This is a genomic window from Streptomyces sp. NPDC049887, assembly GCF_040656535.1.
Lineage (GTDB): Bacteria > Actinomycetota > Actinomycetes > Streptomycetales > Streptomycetaceae > Streptomyces.
This window is the reverse complement of sequence record NZ_JBFAMM010000008.1, coordinates 198,211-217,355: the sequence shown is the minus strand read 5'-3', so window position 1 is coordinate 217,355 and position 19,145 is coordinate 198,211. Positions and strand designations below refer to the sequence as shown.

General features: G+C 73.5%; 19 protein-coding genes. 8 read left to right on the top strand and 11 right to left on the bottom strand.

What is annotated here, in order from left to right:
• Positions 1–118 precede the first annotated feature (118 nt).
• Both AB0J10_RS13115 and AB0J10_RS13110 read right to left on the bottom strand, forming a co-directional pair.
• Positions 119–997, bottom strand: coding sequence for an RNA polymerase sigma factor SigF (locus tag AB0J10_RS13115; RefSeq protein ID WP_269727693.1), 879 nt, complete (start codon positions 995–997; stop codon positions 119–121).
• 161 nt (positions 998–1,158) lie between these two features.
• Positions 1,159–1,551 carry a DUF2267 domain-containing protein gene (locus AB0J10_RS13110; protein WP_363060870.1) on the bottom strand — a complete coding sequence of 131 codons (393 nt, stop codon included), beginning with the start codon at positions 1,549–1,551 and terminating at the stop codon, positions 1,159–1,161.
• 361 nt (positions 1,552–1,912) lie between these two features.
• On the opposite strand from AB0J10_RS13110, the gene AB0J10_RS13105 reads away from it, so the two are divergent.
• Positions 1,913–2,689, top strand: a complete 777-nt coding sequence (locus AB0J10_RS13105; protein WP_363060868.1) for a GAF domain-containing protein — start codon at positions 1,913–1,915, stop codon at positions 2,687–2,689.
• On the opposite strand, the gene AB0J10_RS13100 is transcribed toward AB0J10_RS13105, so the two are convergent.
• From AB0J10_RS13100 to AB0J10_RS13085, 4 genes are all read right to left on the bottom strand, one after another.
• Complete coding sequence (locus AB0J10_RS13100) at positions 2,607–3,572, bottom strand: sigma factor-like helix-turn-helix DNA-binding protein (protein ID WP_363060866.1); 966 nt, start codon at positions 3,570–3,572, stop codon at positions 2,607–2,609. The two genes, AB0J10_RS13105 and AB0J10_RS13100, sit on opposite strands and share 83 nt — an antisense overlap.
• Before the next feature lie 125 nt (positions 3,573–3,697).
• The gene (locus AB0J10_RS13095) at positions 3,698–5,821 is read right to left on the bottom strand and encodes an MMPL family transporter (RefSeq protein WP_363060961.1); all 2,124 of its coding nucleotides are present in this window, start codon (positions 5,819–5,821) and stop codon (positions 3,698–3,700) included.
• A 245-nt stretch (positions 5,822–6,066) separates the two neighbouring features.
• Positions 6,067–6,585 carry a MarR family winged helix-turn-helix transcriptional regulator gene (locus tag AB0J10_RS13090; protein ID WP_363060864.1) on the bottom strand — a complete coding sequence of 173 codons (519 nt, stop codon included), beginning with the start codon at positions 6,583–6,585 and terminating at the stop codon, positions 6,067–6,069.
• A 479-nt stretch (positions 6,586–7,064) separates the two neighbouring features.
• Positions 7,065–7,442: an STAS domain-containing protein gene (locus AB0J10_RS13085; protein ID WP_363060862.1), complete on the bottom strand. Its 378-nt coding sequence runs from the start codon at positions 7,440–7,442 to the stop codon at positions 7,065–7,067.
• Between the two features lie 284 nt (positions 7,443–7,726).
• On the opposite strand from AB0J10_RS13085, the gene AB0J10_RS13080 reads away from it, so the two are divergent.
• A complete protein-coding gene (locus AB0J10_RS13080) occupies positions 7,727–8,923 on the top strand; it encodes a PP2C family protein-serine/threonine phosphatase (protein ID WP_363060860.1) in 1,197 nt (398 codons plus the stop codon).
• A 249-nt stretch (positions 8,924–9,172) separates the two neighbouring features.
• On the opposite strand, the gene AB0J10_RS13075 is transcribed toward AB0J10_RS13080, so the two are convergent.
• Entirely contained in the window at positions 9,173–9,688 is a 516-nt protein-coding gene (locus AB0J10_RS13075; protein ID WP_363060858.1) for a MarR family transcriptional regulator, read from the bottom strand.
• A gap of 289 nt (positions 9,689–9,977) precedes the next feature.
• The gene (locus AB0J10_RS13070; RefSeq protein ID WP_363060856.1) at positions 9,978–10,478 is read right to left on the bottom strand and encodes a MarR family transcriptional regulator; all 501 of its coding nucleotides are present in this window, start codon (positions 10,476–10,478) and stop codon (positions 9,978–9,980) included.
• 279 nt (positions 10,479–10,757) lie between these two features.
• Here AB0J10_RS13070 and AB0J10_RS13065 point away from each other — a divergent pair, with 279 nt between their 5' ends.
• Positions 10,758–11,654, top strand: coding sequence for a YihY/virulence factor BrkB family protein (locus AB0J10_RS13065; RefSeq protein WP_363060854.1), 897 nt, complete (start codon positions 10,758–10,760; stop codon positions 11,652–11,654).
• Between the two features lie 25 nt (positions 11,655–11,679).
• On the opposite strand, the gene AB0J10_RS13060 is transcribed toward AB0J10_RS13065, so the two are convergent.
• Complete coding sequence (locus AB0J10_RS13060) at positions 11,680–12,345, bottom strand: pyridoxamine 5'-phosphate oxidase family protein (protein ID WP_363060852.1); 666 nt, start codon at positions 12,343–12,345, stop codon at positions 11,680–11,682.
• A 204-nt stretch (positions 12,346–12,549) separates the two neighbouring features.
• Between AB0J10_RS13060 and AB0J10_RS13055 the strand changes: the two genes are divergently transcribed.
• The gene (locus tag AB0J10_RS13055; RefSeq protein ID WP_363060850.1) at positions 12,550–12,840 is read left to right on the top strand and encodes a DUF5133 domain-containing protein; all 291 of its coding nucleotides are present in this window, start codon (positions 12,550–12,552) and stop codon (positions 12,838–12,840) included.
• An 86-nt stretch (positions 12,841–12,926) separates the two neighbouring features.
• On the opposite strand, the gene AB0J10_RS13050 is transcribed toward AB0J10_RS13055, so the two are convergent.
• On the bottom strand, positions 12,927–13,502 hold the full coding sequence (locus AB0J10_RS13050) for a TerD family protein (RefSeq protein WP_363060848.1): 576 nt from the start codon (positions 13,500–13,502) through the stop codon (positions 12,927–12,929).
• 170 nt (positions 13,503–13,672) lie between these two features.
• On the opposite strand from AB0J10_RS13050, the gene AB0J10_RS13045 reads away from it, so the two are divergent.
• Positions 13,673–14,083: a BlaI/MecI/CopY family transcriptional regulator gene (locus AB0J10_RS13045; RefSeq protein ID WP_363060846.1), complete on the top strand. Its 411-nt coding sequence runs from the start codon at positions 13,673–13,675 to the stop codon at positions 14,081–14,083.
• A gap of 4 nt (positions 14,084–14,087) precedes the next feature.
• A complete protein-coding gene (locus AB0J10_RS13040; RefSeq protein ID WP_363060844.1) occupies positions 14,088–15,026 on the top strand; it encodes a M56 family metallopeptidase in 939 nt (312 codons plus the stop codon).
• 41 nt (positions 15,027–15,067) lie between these two features.
• Here the strand turns inward: AB0J10_RS13040 and AB0J10_RS13035 are convergent, their stop codons facing one another.
• Positions 15,068–16,117 carry a sporulation protein gene (locus AB0J10_RS13035; protein ID WP_363060842.1) on the bottom strand — a complete coding sequence of 350 codons (1,050 nt, stop codon included), beginning with the start codon at positions 16,115–16,117 and terminating at the stop codon, positions 15,068–15,070.
• Between the two features lie 438 nt (positions 16,118–16,555).
• On the opposite strand from AB0J10_RS13035, the gene AB0J10_RS13030 reads away from it, so the two are divergent.
• Positions 16,556–17,890: a hemolysin family protein gene (locus AB0J10_RS13030; protein ID WP_363060840.1), complete on the top strand. Its 1,335-nt coding sequence runs from the start codon at positions 16,556–16,558 to the stop codon at positions 17,888–17,890.
• On the top strand, positions 17,887–18,912 hold the full coding sequence (locus AB0J10_RS13025) for a hemolysin family protein (RefSeq protein ID WP_363060838.1): 1,026 nt from the start codon (positions 17,887–17,889) through the stop codon (positions 18,910–18,912). The genes AB0J10_RS13030 and AB0J10_RS13025 overlap by 4 nt, the downstream gene beginning before the upstream one ends.
• The last annotated feature ends 233 nt before the right edge of the window (positions 18,913–19,145 follow it).

Genomic DNA, 19,145 nt, shown 5'->3' with positions numbered 1-19,145 from the left:
CGCCCCCACGCCCCACCGCACCCCCCCGCCCCGACGGGGGGTGGCGCCCGGGCAGGCCGGGGAACCACCGCCGTTCGTGTGTGCGCTGTCCGCTGTCCGCTGTCCGCGTCACGGCGGCTCAGCCGGTGCCGGTCTCCAGCAGACCGGCGCGGAGCCGCTTGATGATGCGGGTGAGCAGCCGCGAGACATGCATCTGGGAGATGCCCAGTTGCTCGCCGATCTGCGCCTGTGTCAGCTCCTCCACGAAGCGGAGGTGCAGGATCCGGCGATCGCGCTCCTCGAGCTCGGCGATCAGGGGGGCCAGGGAGTGGAAGTCCTCGATCAGTTCGAGGGCCGCCTCCTCCTCGCCGATGAAGTCGGCCAGGGCCGCCTCGCTGTCCTGGGTGTTGTCGCCCGTGAGGGCGGCGTCCAGGGAAGCGGAGTTGTAGGCGTTGGAGGCCTTGCGGGCCTCGATGACGTCCTCCTCGGAGAGCGACATCAGCTCGGAGAGCTCCCTCACCGTGGGGGTCCGGCCGAGCCGGCTCCGCAGCTCCTCGGTGGCCTTGGCCAGCTCGACCCGGGCCTCCTGGAGCCGCCGGGGGACGTGCACGGCCCAGCTGGTGTCCCGGAAGAAGCGCTTGATCTCACCGACGATGCAGGGCACGGCGAAGGTGGTGAACTCGACCTCGCGGGACAGGTCGAACCGGTCGATGGCCTTGATCAGACCGATCGTGCCGACCTGGACGATGTCCTCCATCTCGTCCGCGCCCCGGCTGCGGAAGCGACCCGCCGCGTACCTGACCAGCGACAGGTTCATCTCGATGAGGGTGTTGCGCACGTACTGGTACTCGTGCGTGCCCTCCTCGAGCTGCGCCAGCCGGGCGAAGAACTGACGGGAGAGGTCGCGTGCGTCCTGGGGGGCCACCTTGGAGGGGTCCGCGATGGGCGTGATGCCGATCGCCCCGGTCGCCGACGTCGTCTCCGGTGCCGCGGTTGTCACTGCGGTCACGGCTGCCATGCCATCCACCCCTGTCGTCCGTGTCTCCAACCCCCGTGCTCGGTCCGCATACCCGGGATACCGGAGTGCATTCCCCTTCTTTCGCCGATCTCTTTCGCCGATCGGGCCGGCGGTTTCGCGAACCGCGTCCGCCGAGGGTCCACCCGTCACTCCCGCCCCGGTCATACCGGCTCCGTACGGCCGAACAACCCCGCGTGCCCCGGGGGGAGCTGGGTCAGAATGCGGCGCAGCAGGGCGTCGTCCGCCACCTCGGCGACGATGCCGAGCACGGCTGTGACGGCGCGCCGCGCCTCGCCGAAGTCGCCGTGGTCGCGGGCCGCGACCGCTGCGACGAAGCCGCGCGGGGTGAGGGGTTCGCTCGCGGGTGGGCCGCCCGTCAGCAGCGGGCCGCAACTGTGGGGCAGCAGCCGGGCGAGATCGCTGCGGTCGTCGCCCACGAGATGGGCGCCCAGGACGTCCAGGACGCTCTCGACGGCCCTGGCGGCCTCCTGCCGCCTGACGTAGCGGCCCCGTTCCCGCACCTGGTCCAGCAACGCTTCCAGTCCGCTCTTCATCGCGCGCTCCTTGCCGTGGCCGTCCTGCCGACCCTCGCCGGAACAGTGCGACCACTGAACGTGATCAATCGGCTACCCGTGACGGCGGACGGTAATCGCCGCGGCCGGTCCGGCATGACCCGAACGGCCCAGGGTGGGTTGCGGAAGCGGCGTCACCGCCCGCGGGCCGTCCGGCTGTCGCTCGGCCGCCGTCCGCCCCGCCGGAATGTGTCCGGTGCGGGACGGAACGGGGCGGAACGCACATGAGGCGTCCGGGAGCGTGGTAGACGAACGGGCACCCCCGGGGGCGTCCGGACCAGGCGTCCTGGACGCGCCCGCGGGGCTGCTGCCTCACGGCAGCCACGGCTGAAGGGAATTGAACATGCTGGAGGAACCACCGTCGATCGTCCATGACGTCTCGGTCGCCGCGGCAGTCGGCCGCCGGACCCTGCCGCAGCGGTTGTGCGCCGCCTTCACCCAGGCGCTAGGCGCCCAGCGGGCGGCCCTGTCGTTCCTGCCACGTGTGGAGCAGTGGAGGCTGCTCCACGCCACCGACGAACCTGCCCTTCGCGGCGAGGCCGCGCAGTTCACCCTGGGCGACGGGCCGTCCGTCAGCGCCGCCCTGCGCATGCGGCCGGTCCACGTCCGGGACCTGCGCGGCGCTCCGTGCCACACGGGATCGCCGCTCCACGACGGGCTCGCCGACGTCCGGCAGGTGCTGGCGCTCCCCATGTACGTCCAGCACGCGCCGGTCGGCGTGATCTGCCTGTACTACACCGTGCGCACCGAAGTGACGGACGCTCATGTCGCCGAGGGGCAGCACGCCGCGGCCCTCGCGCTCGACGCGCTGCTGCGCTGGCGCCCCGTGCACGGTAGTGACGAGTGCGACTGCCCGGTCTGGGCCACCGACACCCGGGCGGCCCGGTGGGAGCGCATCCACCAGGCGGCCGGTTATCTGGCGGCGCGCGAGGGCTGTCCCGTCGCCGAGGCGCTGTCGATGCTCCAGGCCGCCGGTGCGAGGGACGGACTCTCCCTGCTGGACGTCTCCGACGCGCTGCTCCAGCCCCGTGACGCCCTCACGCACGCCGTGCCCGTCCCCCGCGAGGACGGGCCGGTGCCGGCCGCCCCCGGCCCCGGGGCGTGCGCGGCGGTCCCGTAGGGCCTGCCGCGCAGTCCGGTGGCGGCGGGTTCGGGCGCGGCCGCGCGCCCGTGGGCTTCAGGGGCGCGGGGCGAGGTGGGCCCCGCCGCACGCGGTCCGCACGGCGGGGATCGGTACGGCGGGCGGGCCCGGCGCCGATCCGGTGCGGGCCCGGAGCGGCCGGTTCGCTCAGTCCCGCGTCAGCTCCGCGCGCAGCCGGGACAGCGAGCGCCGCAGCAGCCGGGACACCTGCATCTGGCAGATCCCCGGCTCGGCGGCAGATCCCCGGCTCGGCGCCGATCCGGGCCTGGCTCATGTCGTGGACGAACCGCAGGCTGAGGATCGTCCGGTCGCGCTCGGGCAGCGCCGCCACGAGCGGACCGAGCGCCGTCAGCTCCTCCACGCGCTCCGGATCCCGGTCGTCGAAGCGGATGTGGTCGGCGAGGGCGTCCGCCGGTTCGCCGTCGTCGACGGGGACGTCGAGCGAAGCGGCCCGGTACCCGTTCGCCGCCCGCAGCCCACGGTCCACCTCCGCCGGGTCGAGGATCTGCAGGACGTCCTCCAGGGATTCGCGGCGGACGTGCAGACGCGCGGCGGCATGGCGCACCAGGGTCAGATCGAGTTCGACCAGAGTGTTGCGGACGTACGAGTGCTCGGGTGTGCCCTCCTCCAGCGTGTCCAGCCGCTCGAACAGCGGTCCGGACAGTGCGCGGGCGTCGGCCGGTGCGACCTCGGTGAGGTCCGGGATGTCGTCCAGCCGGTCCGGTCCGTCCGGGGCGGTTACCCGGGTGGTGCGGCACCCGACGGGCCCGGGGTGCGCCGGGGCCGCTGTCGCGTCCCCGTGCCGCCCGGGTGAAGGGTTGCGTGGGCTGTCCGCCGTCGGGCTCGTCTTCGCACGCTCCATTCCGCACGGGCGCCCGCGGTCGCCACGAGCGCGACACGCAGGGCCGACTGCCCGGGGGCACGTCTCGCACACAGGGACACCGGATGGTGTCCGCTCGGGACCCCGGCCATGGCCCAGGGTGCGGCTCAGGCGATGTCCGCCGGCACCCGGGACGGCTGCTCGCGTGCCTGCTCGCGGCTCAGCCGTCCGGGCCACCAGGCCGAGCGGCCGATGTCCCTGACGAGTGCGGGGACGAGCAGGGACCGTACGACGAGGGTGTCGAGCAGGACTCCGAAGGCGACGATGAACGCGATCTGGACCAGGAACGCCAGCGGGATCACGGCGAGCGCGGCGAAGGTCGCGGCGAGCACCACGCCCGCGGAGGTGATGACCCCGCCGGTCGCGGTGAGACCGCGCAGAACACCCTCGCGCGTCCCGTGCGGCAGGGACTCCTCGCGGACACGGGACATCAGGAAGATGTTGTAGTCCACGCCGAGGGCCACCAGGAACACGAAGCCGTACAGCGGTACCGAGGCGTCGGTGCCCGAGAAGCCGAACACGCCCTGGAACACCAGCGCCGAGACGCCCAGCGTCGCGAGGAAGTTGAGGGCGACGGTGGCGACGAGCAGCACCGGCACCACCACGGACCGGAGCAGCGCGACCAGGATGAGCAGGATGACCACGAGGACCACGGGCACGATGACCAGGCGGTCGCGTTCGGCCGTCCGCTGCGTGTCGTACTGCTGCGCCGTGTATCCGCCGACGAGGGCGTCCGCGCCGGGTACGGCGTGCACCGCGTCGCGCAGCCGCACCACCGTGTCCTTGGCCTCGTCGCTGTCGGCGGCGTCGTTCAGGGTGACGTCGATGCGGACCTTCCCGTCCGCCACCAGCGGCTCTCCCGCGCCGGGGCGCCCGGAGGCGGTCGCGGGAGCCGCGGAGTCCACACCGTCCGTCGCGGCGGCGGCGTCCGTCACGGCCCCGACCCGGCGGGCATCGGCGATGACGACGGCCGGGTTGCCCGAGCCGCCGGGGAAGTGCTCGCCGAGAACGGCCTGCGCGGTGACCGAGGGGGCGTCGTTCACGAAGATCTCGTCCAGGGGCACCCCCTTCGAGACGAGGCCGGGGGCGAACGCGGCGCACGCCAGCAGTCCGGCCAGAGTGGCCGCCCAGACCTTGCGCGGGGCGCGGTCCACCAGAGCCGCCACGCGGGACCAGACGCCCCCGGCCGAAGTGCCGTCGCCGGCCGGCTGCTTGGGCCGCGCGGGCCAGTACGCGGCCCGCCCGAGCAGGACCAGTGCGGCCGGCAGGAAGGTGAGGGCGCTGAGCACGGCGCAGACGATTCCGATGGCGCCGACCGGCCCGAGGGCGCGGTTGTTGGTCAGATCGCTGAAGAGGAGCGCGAGGAGCCCGAGGGCGACGGTGGCCGCACTCGCCACGACGGGACCGGTGGAACGCCGCAGTGCCGCCCGCATGGCCGCGAACCGGTCCGCGTTCCCGGCCAGTTCCTCCCGGTAGCGGGCCGTCAGCAGCAGCGCGTAGTCGGTGGCGGCGCCGATGACCAGGATCGAGAGGATGCCCTGCACCTGGCCGTCGACCCGCACCACGTCCCGGTCGGCGAGAGCGTAGACGACGGCGCAGGCCAGGCCGAGGGCGAGGACCGCGCCGGCGATCACCACCAGCGGCAGCAGCAGGCTGCGGTACACCAGCAGCAGGATCAGCAGCACGGTGGCGAGGGCGACGCCGAGCAGCAGTCCGTCGATCCCCGCGAACGCCTCGGACAGATCGGCCTGCGTCGCGGCCGGCCCGGCGATGTGGACCGTCGTGCCGGGCACCCGGTCCGCCGCCTCGCGCACCGCCGCCAGGACGCCGGGGAGTTCGCCGCCCAGGTCGGGACGCAACTGGACGACGCCCTGGAGCGCCCGGCCGTCCTCGGCGGGCAGGGCGGGGGAGGCGGCGCCCGTGGTCCCGGGTGTCCCCTCGAGCGAGGCGAGCGCCTCGGTCGCCGACCGCCGCGCCGCCGGGTCCACGCCTCCGCCGCCCTCGAGGGTCCAGACGACGACGGCCGGGAGACTCTCGTCCTTCCGGAACGGCTCCTGGGCGTCGACGGCCCGCGTGGACTCGGCGCTGCGGGGCAGGAAGGCCGCCTGGTCGTTGGTGGCGACCTCGCCGAGCTTCCCGGCGTACGGGCCGAGGGCGGCGCCGCAGACGAGCCAGACGGCCAGCAGGAGCAGCGGCACCAGCCTGCGGGCCGGTCGCGAGGAGGGGGACATGGCACTCCCGGTCGTCTGCGGTTGTCTCATCCGGTACTTCACCCCGACGAAGTGTTTCACTCATCGACTATCTCAATGATTGAAATAGTCTGGCATGCGCCGGGTCCGTGGCGGGGACCACCCCCCGGATCCGTCCGGGGAGGCCGGTCGTGACGGTGCGGCGCCGTGCCGGTTTCCTCTTCGGCGGACGGGCCGTCGCCGGATGCCCCGCGACCCGACGAGGTCGCGCGGAGTCGCCGCCGGGGTCAGCGGCGGCCGGAGAGCCGGTCCAGTTCCTCGTTCATCGCGCTCAGGAAGCGCAGGACGACGTCCAGTTCGTCGCCGGTGAAGCCCTCCTGGGCGCGCGCCGTCGCCTCGGCGAGCGGCAGGAAGTGCGCCCGGGCCGCGGACCTGCCGTGTGCCGCGTAGTGCAGATGGACGACCCGGCGGTCCTTGCTGTCGCGGGACCTGCGGATGTGGCCGGCCCGTTCCAGCCGGTCGAGGCAGGCCGTCACGGCGCCCGATGTCAGGCCGAGGTGCTCCCGCAGGCGCCCGGGGGTCAGGGGGGTGTCGGAGTCCAGGATCGCGGCGAGCGCCTGGACGTCGGTGGCGTGCAGCCCCTGGGTGGCGGCGAACCCGTGGATCAGCCGGTTCATCTCGCCGTTCATACGGCGCAACTGCACCGCGAACGCCCGTAGGTCGTGGCCCGCGGCCCGCGCGGCCGCGCCGCCTGAGGTGGAGGTGGCGGCGGTGTCCGCCGGCCCCGTCTCGTTCGTACTCGCCACGCGCTCAGCCTATAGAGCGGCGGTCGGCGTCCATCGCCGACGGTCGGAGGGAACGCCGCGGGGCCGGGAGGGCGGGGCGCGGCCGGGACGCCCGCGGTGGACCAGGCGGCTCCGGCGCGGTTCGTCCGCCGCCCCCGGGGCGCAGCCGGCGGACGGAAGGCCGGTCCGGGAACGGGGGAGTCCGGGACATGGCGGGGCGGAACGCGCATCCGGCCGGGCGGGCCGGGACGCCCCCGGCCAGGGGGAGGGCGGCGTGAGGCTCGGGGCGCCCTCCGTCGACCGGCCCTCAGGGTCCGGTGACCACCCGCCCCGCGGTACGCCCTCCCCACCACCCCCGGCCCGGGGGGTCGAGGACCGCCCGTGACGCCGCGGCTCCCGCGACCGCCTCGCGCCGGACGTGGTGCCCCGGCGCGCCGGGGCCGTGGGGTCGTGACGCGGAGCCCTCCCGGCCCGCGTCGTCCCTCAGGCAGCCGCGTCCGTCACGGCCGTGCCTCCGCCCGCTCCACGGCGGCGAGCGCCGCCTCGACGTCCTCGTGGACCGCCGTGGTCAGGCTCAGGCCCGTGAGGTCGAACAGCTTGGCGACGGGCGGCGTGGGCGCCGCCAGGTGCAGATCGCCGCCCGTCGCCCGGGTCTCGCGGGTGGCCCGTATCAGCACGTTCAGTCCGGAGGAGTCCATGAAGTCCACGGCCGACAGGTCCAGTACGAGGTGGCGGCGGCCGTGGAGGGCCTGGTTCGCCAGGTGGTGGTGGAGGAGCGTGGCCGTGTCGACGTCCAGTTCGCCGCGGATCGTCACCAGCGCCGTACCGGGGTCGTGGATCTCGACCTCGACGTCCAGGTTCTGTTCCATGGTGGACATGCCTCCGCTTTCGCATGGTTCGTTCGGCCGGCGCGTCCGTGGCGGGCGCCGCGCGGTGTGGGTCGCACACCCGTGCTGACCGGAGCACGTGTGCCCCGTGTCGCCGCTCGCACACCTCCCCGGGCTGAGTTGCCGCCCGTACATCATTGTCGCGTGACAAATGTTGCTTTCGATTCGTAGAATCACGTGCTCGTGCCCGGCGTCCGTGCCCTCGGAGTCCGTGGATGCGTGCACACTGACGGCATGCTGGGCTTGTACTGCCGGCACGACGAGAATCGGATGACGTGGACAAGTTCGCTGCCCTCGAGCAGGCCCTGCGCGGTGCCGCTCCCCACACCCTGCTCGACGTGGTGGGCGCCGCTCTCGACGAGCAGTACGGCGCCGCCGGCGTGGAGCTCCGGCTGGCCGACTACGGACTGCGCTCACTGCAGGCCGTCGACCCCGGCGCCGGCGCGTCGGAACCGGTCCCGATCCACGGCACCCCCGAGGGCCGGGTCTTCGGTTCCCAGGAGCCCTGCGTCACCGAGGACGGCGGCGGCCGGGTCGCGGTGCACCTGCCGGTCACCGTGCGCGGTGACCGGCTCGGCGTGCTGACGGTGCGGATGGCCGCGGACGCCTTCACCGAGGGCGACCTCCCGGATCTCCGGCTGGCCTGCGAGGCGCTCGGCCACGAGATCCTCGTCGCGGAGCGCGACACGGACCTCTACGTCCTGGCCCGCCGTGCGGCACGGCTGACCCTCGCGGCCGAGATGCAGTGGCAGTTGCTCCCCGGCCACGCCTGCGCACGGGAGGAGTTCGCGCTCGGCGCCCAGCTGGAACCGGCCTACGGGATCTTCGGCGACAACTACGACTGGTCCGTGTCGTCCGACCACCTCACCATGGCCGTCACCAACGGCATGGGCGACGGCATCGAGGCGGCCCTGCTCAGCAATCTCGCCGTCAACGCCCTGCGCAACGCCCGCCGCGCCGGCCTCGGCCTCGCCGACCAGGCCGCCCTCGCCGACCAGGCCGTCTGGGCCCACTACCGGGGTCGGGCGTACGTGTCCGTGCTGCTGCTGCGCTTCGCCTTCAGCACGGGCGAGGTCGAGGTCATCGACGCGGGATCGCCGCGGCTCTGGCGGCTCCGCGACCGCGAGGTGGAGCCGATCCCGTTCGACGCGCAGCTGCCGCTCGGCATGTTCGAGGAGACGGTGTACGTACCGGAGCGGTTCACCGTGCTTCCCGGCGACCGTCTGGTCTTCGGCAGCGACGGCGTCTACGACGCGGTGTCGCCCGCGGGCGAGTCCTACGGCCTGCGGACCCTCGCCCGTACGCTGCTCGCCACTAGCCTGCTCCCGCCCACCCAGGTCCCGGGGGCCGTGCTGCGCGAGCTCGCCGGCCACCGCGGGGACAAGCCCCTCGACGACGACGCCCTGGTGGTCTGCCTCGACTGGTACGGACGGGGGAGCGGTTCCGGCGGTGGGGCGCACACCGCGGGCTGACCGGGTGGGACGCGACGGCCCGCGCGGTGCCGAGTGCAGTGGGCCGCTGGGGCGTGTCGCGAAAGCGGTTCCGCGGGGCCTGCGGCGTCCGGCGCGTGCGATCGCAAGGCGGAGGATCAGTCTCGTACCGGACGTACGGACGACTCCGACAGCGCAGCGTGGGGGTACCTCCCGTGCCGAAGGGCTACGGGGGCTACGGGGGAGTGGGTGCGGGGCGTCACGGGCCAGGAGGGACTTTCGCGACACGCCCTACGCATGCCTCGCGGAACCGCCGTCCGGGCCCGCGCCCCCCGAACCGGGGCTGCGGGTCTCGTCCGCCACCGCCACGGCCTCGCGGAATCCGTGAAGTCCCTCGAGCAGCGCGGCACGGGACGCGGGGGCCATCGCCTCGATCGCCGCCAGCAGGACCTCCTCGCGCTGGGAGCGCAACTCCGAGAGGTAGGCGCGGCCGTGGCCGGTCAGACGGATCGTCAGCTCCCTGCGGCTCACCGGGCTGGGGGTGCGCTCCACGAGCCCCATGGCCTCCAGCCGGTCGCACAGCCTGCTGACCGACGACGGCGCCGAGCCCAGGACGTCGCCGAGAGTGCGCAGGTTGATCCCGTCGGCGCGCTCCAGGCTGTACAGCACCCGGAGCTGTGAGGCGGAGACGGCCGAGGCGGTGTCCCTGCCCCGCTCCCACAGGATCTCGAGCATCTCGATGACGTCGCAGGCCGCTCGTGCCGTATCGGCCGCCCGCCGCGGGCGTGGAGCCGGACTCGTGCTCATGCCGTGACACTCCAAATCAGACGTGCTCCGCCGATGCCGCGGACCCGGTGCCGCGGACCCGGTGCCGCGCCCCCGCCTCGCACGCGCCGGCGCCGGACGGATACCGGTGGCCGGGACTTCGGCGGCCGGCGTCGACGCGCGGGCACGAGGCGGGTACGGGGGCAACCATATCCCTCCCCCCGACTACCCGACCGGCCGAGGATTCCTGTGCCCGTCGGGAAACGATCCGGTGCAGTGGGCGTGAAGACCGCCGCTCGCGGGACCGTCCGCACGGCGCCCGGCGGGCGGGTCAGGCGGAACGTGCGTCGTCGGCCGGGCGCAGCCCCGGTGCGGAACCCGTCTCGCCGAGCGCGTCCCGGAAGCCCGACAGGCCCAGGAGGAGGGACCTGGCCGCGGCCGGGGGCATCGTGGCGATCACCTCGAGAAGCGACGCGTCCCTGCGGCTGCGCAGCTCCCGCAGGTAGGTCCGGCCGTGACTGGTCAGGTGAAGCTCCAGCTCGCGCCTGCTGACCTGGCTGGGGAGCCGGCGGACGAAGCCGAGCGCCTCGAGCCGGTCGCAGAGCCGGCTGACGGAGGGCGGAGCCGAGCCCAGCAGCTCCCCCAGGGTCCGGAGATTGATCCCCTCGTCGCGGTCGAGGGTGTAGAGGACGCGGAGCTGCGACGCGGAGACCGGCGCGTAGGGCACCTCACGGCCCCGTGCCCACAGTGCCTCGAGGAGCTCGACGAACTCATGGCCCACCGCCGGGTCGTCGCGCCGGCGCGGCCCGGAAGCAGAGTGGTTCGCGTCCATACCTTCCGACACCCCGAATCGGTCACCCTCTTCTCGCGGGGCCGTGGCAGCGCCGCAGATCCAGAGGCAGAGCCCGCCCCCGCCACCGCAACCATATCTTTTTACCGGCAACGGGCACCCGGGGCCACGGCACACCCGCTCGATCACGGCTGCGCGGGACGGATGGCCCGGAGAGATGCGGGCAGGTGTCCGGGGCCGCGTCCGTGCGGCCGCCCGCCCCGCGCGACCCGCCGCCCACGGGCACCCGGGCCGGGGCACCCCCTCGCGACAGGAGACGACATGCACGGTGACCGGTCGCGTACCGGCGGGTCCGCGCCGGACGGAACCCCGTCCGGGGTGCTGCCCCCGCGGGGCGATCTGCTCACCGCCCTGCGCCGGACGCCCGTGTCCGTCTGGAACGACGACGTCATGGACTGGGCCGCGGCACTGACGTACTACGCCGTACTGGCACTGATCCCCATGCTGCTGGTCACCGTGTCGCTCATCGGGCTCGCCGACGCCTCGCAGACAGGCGCCCTGATCGAGCGGGCGGCCGCGCTCGTGCCCGCCCGGACCCGGCCGCTGCTGGAGGAAACGCTGCGGGAGCTGACGGGGCGGCAGTCCCAGGTGCGGCTGGTCGCCGTGATCGGCTTCCTGGGCTCGCTCTGGTCCGCCTCCAGCTACCTGGCCGTCTTCCGCCGGGCCCTGCACGCCATGCACGGGGTCGAGGACGCACGGTCCGCCTGGCGGACCGTGCCCCGCGCGGTCGTCACGGCGTGCGCCCTGCTGGCCGCCCTCGTCTCCAGCGCGCTGGTGCTCACCCTCAGCGGTGAGCTGGCCGTGGCGCTCGGCGGGGCGCTGGGCCTCGACGGGGCGGCGGTCGTCACCTGGGACGTACTCAAGTGGCCCCTGCTGCTGTGCCTGGCGGCCACGATGGTGCTGCTGCTCTTCCGCTCGGGACCGGTGCCGGCCCGGGGGAAGCGGCGGCGGGTGCTCGGAGGCGGACTCGCCGTCCTGCTCTGGCTCGCCGCCTCCGCCGTTTTCACCTCGTACACGGCCCACGTCGGCACCTACGACCGGCTGTACGGGCCGCTGACCGGGTTCATCGTGTTCCTGGTCTGGCTGTGGGTCTCCAACCTCGCCCTGCTGGCGGGCGCGCAGTTCGAGGCCGAGCTCGTCAAGGCGCGGGCGCGGTGACCGGGTTCCCGCGGTGCCCGGCGCCTCACACCGGGGCGCCGGGGTGCGGGACGCCGGGGGGCCGGGCGGGCGGAACCGGCCCGTACGCCGGGGCCCCGAGCCGCTCGGGCGCGACGAAGTAGTCGCCGTCACGCGGCCGGTCGGCCCGCTGGCGGGGGCGGGGCGCCGGCTCCAGGTGCGGGATGTGCTTGGAGCAGTGGACGTACGCCTCCTCCACCGTGATGTGCACCCAGAACTCGGGCCGGCGCCCCGGAGCGGTGTCCACGGGCAGACCGGGGCACGCCCGCCGCTGCTCCTCGTCCGCCCGGAGCTGTGCCGTCCCGTTGACGTGCAGGCCGACGTGGTCGTGGGTGAAGTCGACGAAGAGCAGGCCGACACGGGGGTTCTCGGTGATGTTCCCGGCGCTGGCGAGGACGCCGTTGCCCCGGTACTCGGGGTAGGTCAGCGTGCGGTCGTCGAGCACGGTGACGAAGCCGGGCGGCCCGGCCCGGAAGGTGATGTCGCAGGCGCCGCCGGCGTCCGCCGTCGACAGGAACATCATCGTCTGCCGGGCGACGAAGCCCGCCATCCGCCCGGTGAGGTGTGCCTGCACCTGGCGGTCGTAGAAGCGGTCTGCCTGTTCGGCGGTGCCGAGGAGTTGCTGGAGACGGCGCTCGCCGACGGAGCCGGGGGACTCGTGGATGTCGTTCACGAAGGGCTCGGTCTTCCTGTGGGACGTCCGTTCGGGGGGTGGGCCCCGGCACTCTAACGCCGCCGGGAACGCGGTGTCGCCGACCGTACGGACATACGGGCGAGCTTGTGACGTCGTGTGAGGGACGCCTGAAATGCCGTGCATGCGGTGGTGATTTCGGGGCACATGGTGAGCACATCAGAAGAAGGAGTGGACGCTGTGTTGATGCCGGACCCCAAGGCGCTTCGGAGCCTCCTGGCGCGTTACGCGGACCTGCGCATTGCCGCACCGAGGAACGACGAGAACCGTCGTGCTCTGGACGACGTGAGCTACACGTTGTGCGTGATGACGGCCACGAGCACCGTCGAGGACGCTCTCGAACGGGCCGACGCGCTGCTGGAGGGGGCGGCGGCAGCGGGGAAGGTGCCCCCGCCCGCCACCGGCGGCCCGCTCCCCGGGCCGTCGCAGGAGACCGCCCCGTCCCGGGACGACAGCGGCGTCACCCTCGTCGCCTGACGGGACTCCCGGGGGCGCCGCGAAAGGCGCCGCCCCGGGGTGAACGGCATCATGCCGTTCACCCCGGGGCGGCGGGGCGTTTCGCGTCAGACCGCCACGCCGAAGTCGGAGACGATGCCGCTCAGCCCTGAGGCGTAACCCTGGCCCACGGCGCGGAACTTCCACTCGTCGCCGTTGCGGTACAGCTCCCCGAACACCATGGCGGTCTCGGTGGAGGCGTCCTCGGAGAGGTCGTAGCGGGCCAGTTCGGCCCCGCCGGCCTGGTTGACGACGCGGATGAAGGCGTTGCGGACCTGGCCGAAGCTCTGGCTGCGGGCCTCGGCGTCGTGGATGGACACCGGGAAGACGATCCTGGAGACGTCGGCGGGCACGGCGGCGAGGTCCACCTTGATCTGCTCGTCGTCGCCCTCGCCCTCGCCGGTGAGATTGTCGCCGGTGTGCTGGACGGACCCGTCGGGGCTGGTGAGGTTGTTGTAGAAGACGAAGTGCCCGTTCGAGGCGACCTTGCCCGAGTCGCCCAGGAGCAGCGCGCTGGCGTCGAGGTCGAAGTCGGTGCCGGTGGTCGTGCGGACGTCCCAGCCGAGTCCGACCAGGACCGCGCTCAGCCCCGGGGCCTCCTTGCTCAGTGACACGTTCCCGCCCTTGGCGAGGCTCACGCCCATCGGTTCTCCTCACGTGTGTGTGCCCGGGTGCGGCGGCACGCGGGCGACGGAACTGCGAACACTCGAAATCTACAGCAGTGTAGAAGTTGCTGTGCGGTGGCGCGCCCGGCTCGCCGCGAATCAGTACCATGAGGCCGCGAGGACGCCGACGAGGCGGGAGGGAGACGGAGTTGGGCAACCGGGGTACAGCCGGCTCGCTCCCCGCGGGCGGCGGACGCAGACGCGGACAGGGCGAGCTCGAGGCGCAGGTGCTGTCGGTGCTGAGGACCGCGCCGGGACCCGTCACGGCCGCCTGGGTGCAGGAGCGCCTGCCCGGTCGGCTCGCGTACACCACCGTCATGACCATCCTGTCCCGGCTGCAGGCCAAGGACGCCGTCACCAGGCAGCGGGAAGGCCGTTCGTTCGCCTGGGAGGCGACCGCCGACCAGGCGGGGCTCGCCGCGTTGCGCATGCGCCGCGTCCTCGACGGCGAACGGGACCGGGAGGCGGTGCTCACCAGCTTCGTCACCTCCCTGTCCCCCGAGGACGAGCAGGTGCTGCGCGAACTGCTCGGCCACACGGACGACGATCCCGAGGAGTGACCGGGTGGGCGTCTTCGTCTTCCTGCCGCTGGTGCTGCCCCTGACGGCCTGGCCGATCGCGCGCCTCGCCGAGCAGCATCTGCACCCCCGCACGGCCACGCGTCTCCTGGCCGGGGTCGGTGCGCTGATGGCGCTGTGCAGCACCCTCTGCCTCGCCCTCATCATGGTGGTGGGTACCGCGCAGCTGCCGGGCAACCCGCTGCCGGACACCTGGTCCGACCCCGAGGTGCGCGAGGCGGTCCCGTACGACGAGGTCGTCGGCAAGGCCGCCATCCCCGCGCTGGCCGCCGTGGCTGCGGCCGCGGTCCGCACGGTGTGGCGGCACCACCGCGTCCGGCGCCGGGCGGAACGCGCCCTGGAGGGGCTGCCGCCGTCCCCCGTCGCGGTGCTGCCCGACGACTCGCCGTACGCCTACGCCCTGCCCGGCGGCCGGGGCCCGGTGCGGGGCCGGATCGTGGTGTCCACCGGCATGCTGGCCCGTCTCGACTCGCGTGAGCGCCGTGCCCTGTTCGCGCACGAACGCGCGCATCTGGCCGCGGGTCACCACCGCCATCTCCTCGCGGTCCGGCTGGCCTCCCGTGCCAATCCGTTCCTGCGGCCCCTGCGCACCGCCGTCGCCTACTGCGCGGAGCGCTGGGCGGACGAGGAGGCCGCCGGGGCGATCGGTGACCGGCGCGTGACGGCCAGGGCGGTCGGCAAGGCGGCCCTGGTGTCCCGGGGCGCCCCGTTCCCGGTCCCGGCCGGTTTCGCGACGGGACCCGTGCCGCGGCGGGTCGCCGCCCTGCTGGGTCCCGTGCCGCCCGCCGGGACCTGGCCGCCCGCCTTCACCGCCGCGGGTGTGGCGCTCTGGACCGCCGCCGCGGGGACGGCGGTGTCCGCGCTGTCGTCGGCGAACTCGGCGGTGGCGCTGTTCCTGGTGCTGAAGGCCGCGACGCCGCTGTAAGGCCGTCCCGTGGAGCGGGCACGGGACGGCCGGCCGGGCGGTCAGTCCTCCTCGCCCCCCGCGTCGCTCCCGTCCGGGCCCTCGTCCTCGAAGGCGTCGCCGATCTCGTCCACGACCTCCGCGCCGACGATGCCCGCGCCGACGGCCAGGCCCGCCGCGCCGACGGCCACGGCGGCGCCCGTGCCGGGCCCGTGGTGCCCGCCGTGGTGGTGGCCGTGACGACCGGCGTGGTGGTGGTCCTCGTGCCCACCGCCGGTGACGGGGCCGTGGGCGGCGTGGCCGTCGTGCGGCCCGTGTGCGGCGGGGCCGGAGCGGTGCTCCAGCAGATAGTGCAGCCAGGCGCCGACCCTGGCGTCCCAGTCCGTGTCGCCGGCCTCTTCGTGGGCGACGTCGAAACGGGTCAGCGCGTCACGGCCGACCGCCGACGACGCTCCCCGCCTGTCCGCCTCCAGGACCACCTCCACACGGTCCGGTCCGGCGAGGAAGGTCACCTCGACCTCGTCGACCGCGTGGGCGTGGTGCGGGGGAGGGGTGAGTTCGATCTCCTGGTAGAAGGGCAGTCGCTGCCCCGTCCCCGCGATGTGCCCGTACTCGAGGTCGGCGGACCGGAAGCCGAAACCGAGCTGCCCGAACGCCTCCAGTACCGCTTCCTGCACCGGGAGCGGCCGCACGGCCAGCAGGTCCAGATCGCCCTTGTCCCGGGCGCCGGCCACGCCGAGCTCCGTGCGCACACCGAGCACGACGCCGAGCGCCTGCCCGTGCAGCTCGGTCAACGGCGTCTCCCAGGGCACCGTCACGGCGAAGGGGACGACGTGCCGCACGCCCGGGTCGAGCCGGAACCCCCCGCCCAGCGTGAACCGATCGAAGGCGACCTCCGCCTGCTGCTCCCCTCCGCCGGCTTCCGCGTACTCGGCTTCGACGCGGGCGACGAACTCGAGGGTGATGTGCTCGATCTCGAAGGCGGTGTCCCCGCCCTCGAGCCGGACCTCGCCGGTGAGGCTGCCGCCGGGCGGGACGGCTCCGGGGGCGAGGACCGTGTCGACGGCCGGGCCTCCGACACCGATCGAGCCGAGCAGTCGCTTGAACACCATCGTGGCGTCCACTCCTTCGTGTGCGGGTTCCTGTGGGACGACGCGGCGGATGCCGCGCGGACGTACGGGGTGGGCCCGTGGGCATCGCTCCTCGTCCCCGGGAACATCCCGTAACGCGGGAACATCCCGTACCGCCCTGGCGTTATCTACACGCATGTAGAAGCATAGGAGGGGAGCGCCCGCCACGGCCCTCGCACACGGGGAGCGGCACCAAAACGGCCGAAAACGCCCCATGGATGGCCAGTGCAAAGGGAATGGCCAGCTGCTTTACCCCTCCTTTACCATGGTTCGGCGGACACTGTCCCGACCATGACCCCAACAGGGCCGATGCCGGTCCACCGAGCCACGAAGGAGCAGCAGACCCGCAATGGGTGAACCTCCCAGTCCCAGCCGTGCCCCGTCCCGCCCGCCGTTCTCCGAGGGCCGGGAGGTGGCACGGTGACCGAAGTGCTCCTGCTGTTCGTCGCCCTGGCGCTCACGCTCGCCTGCGCCGTCTTCGTCGCGGCCGAGTTCTCCCTCACCACCGTCGAACGCGGTGAGCTGGAGCGTGCGGCCCGGGACGGCGACCGGGGCGCCGAGAGCGCCCTCAAGGCCGTGAAGCGCCTCACCCTCCAGCTGTCCGGTGCCCAGCTGGGCATCACGGTGACCTCGCTGGTGATCGGCATGCTCGCGGAACCGTCCGTCTCGGCCCTGCTGCGCGGCCCGCTCGAGGCGGTGGGGCTGCCCCCCGGCGCCGTCCCGACCGTGTCGACGCTGCTCGGCGTCGCGATCTCGACCGTCGTCCTGATGGTGGTCGGCGAGCTCGTGCCGAAGAACTGGGCGATCTCGCGCCCGCTCGCCGTGGCCAGGGTCGTGGCCGGGCCGCAGCGCGGCTTCACCGCCGCCTTCGGCCCACTGATCCACCACCTGAACAACACCGCGAACCGGATCGTGCGCCGAATCGGGCTCGAGCCCGCCGAGGAGCTGGCGTCGGCCCGTACCCCGGAGGAACTGATCGCGCTCGCGCGGCACTCGGCCCGGGAGGGTGCCATCGAGGCCGACTCGGCCGAACTGTTCGTCCGCACCCTGCACCTGGGGGAGCTGACGGCGGAGAACGTCATGACGCCCCGCGTCGACGTCCGCGCCCTCGAAGTGCACGCCACGGCGGCCGACGCGGTCAACCTCACCCTCGCCACCGGTCTGTCCCGCTTCCCGGTTTACCGGGACAGCCTCGACGAGGTCATCGGCACCGTGCACATCCGCGACGTCCTCGCCCTCGACGAGGACAAGCGGCCGCTCACGCCGATAGCCGACCTGGCCACCGCGCCCCTGCTGGTGCCGCACTCGCTGCCCGTGGACAAGCTCCTCAACCGGCTGCGCAGGGCCCGCACCATGGCCGTGGTCATCGACGAGTACGGGGGCACCGCCGGTGTCGCCACCGTCGAGGACATCGTCGAGGAGGTCGTCGGCGAGGTCCGCGACGAGCACGACCCCCACGAGACGCCCGACCTGGCGCCCGCCGAGCCCGCGCTCGACGGTCGTCCGGTGTGGCACGCCGACGGCAGCGTCCGTATCGACCAGCTCCGGGAGATCGGCTTCGCCGCGCCCGACGGCCCGTACGAGACCCTGGCGGGACTGATCGCCATGCGGCTGGAGCGCATCCCGACCACCGCCGACCGCCTCGACGTCGACGGCTGGCGGCTCGCCGTGCTCCACACCGAGCACCACCGCGCCGACCGTGTCCGCATCACCGCCCCCGCCGCCGTGGCGGACATCGTGGAGGAGACCCGATGACCACCCTCCAGCTGCTGATCGGTGCGTTCACCCTCGTCACCAACGCCTTCTTCGTCGGAGCCGAGTTCGCCCTGATCTCCGTGCGCCGCAGCCAGATCGAACCGGCCGCGGTCAAGGGCAACAGGCGTGCCCGGACCACTCTCTGGGGCATCCAGCACCTGTCCGCGATGATGGCCACCGCCCAGCTCGGCATCACCGTGTCGTCGCTGGTGCTGGGTGCCGTCGCCGAACCGGCCATCGCCCATCTGCTGGAGCCCCCGTTCCACGCCATCGGCGTGCCGGATGCGCTGATCCACCCGATCGCGTTCGTCATCGCTCTGACACTGGCGACGTATCTGCACATGCTCTTCGGCGAGATGGTCCCGAAGAACATCGCCCTCGCCGCCCCGGCGCCGACCGCGCTGCTCCTCGGTCCCCCGCTGGTGGCGCTGACCCGGGCCCTGCGACCGGTGGTCTTCGGCATCAACGCCTTCGCCAACGCACTCCTGCGACTGCTCAGGGTCGAGCCGAAGGACGAGGTCGCCTCGGTCTTCACCGACGACGAACTGGCCCGCCTCGTCAAGGACTCCAGCGAGGCCGGGCTCCTCGAACCGGAGGACGGCGAGCGACTGCAGGATGCGCTGGAACTGGGCACCCGGCCGGTCGGCGAGGTCATGGTGCCGCTCAACAAGATGCTCACCGTCGGCGCCGGAATCACCCCCCAGGGCCTGGAGCGGGCCTCCGTCGCCAACCGGTTCTCCCGCCTTCCGGTGGTCGCGGAGGGCGGTGCGATCCTGGGCTACCTGCACATCAAGGACGCGCTCGGCGCCGCCGACCGCACGAAGCCGTTCCCGCGCACGGCCCTCCACCCCATCATCAAGGTCGCCATCGACACCCCCCTCGACGACACCATGACCGCCATGCGGGGCGGGGGCACCCATCTCGCCGCAGTCACCGGCAGCAAGGGCACCGTCATCGGCTTCGTCACCATGGAGGACGTCCTGGAGGAACTGGTGGGTCCGGCCCCCGACACGGTCGCCTGATCGGCGCCGGGGGCGTGAACCGGCGCGGTGACGAAAGGACGGGAGGACGGGCGGTTCCCGTTCCTTCCCCACGGTGGGGTACGGGACCACTACGCCTTGCCTGCGAACGACACCGACCGGTGGCCGCGTGGGATGCGGCGCCCGCGCCGAAGTGCCGACGACGTCGCCGCAGGCTGAACGCGGCACGGGGCGGCGGCCGGTGGAGCGTGTGAGGGCGCTCCACCGGCCGCCGC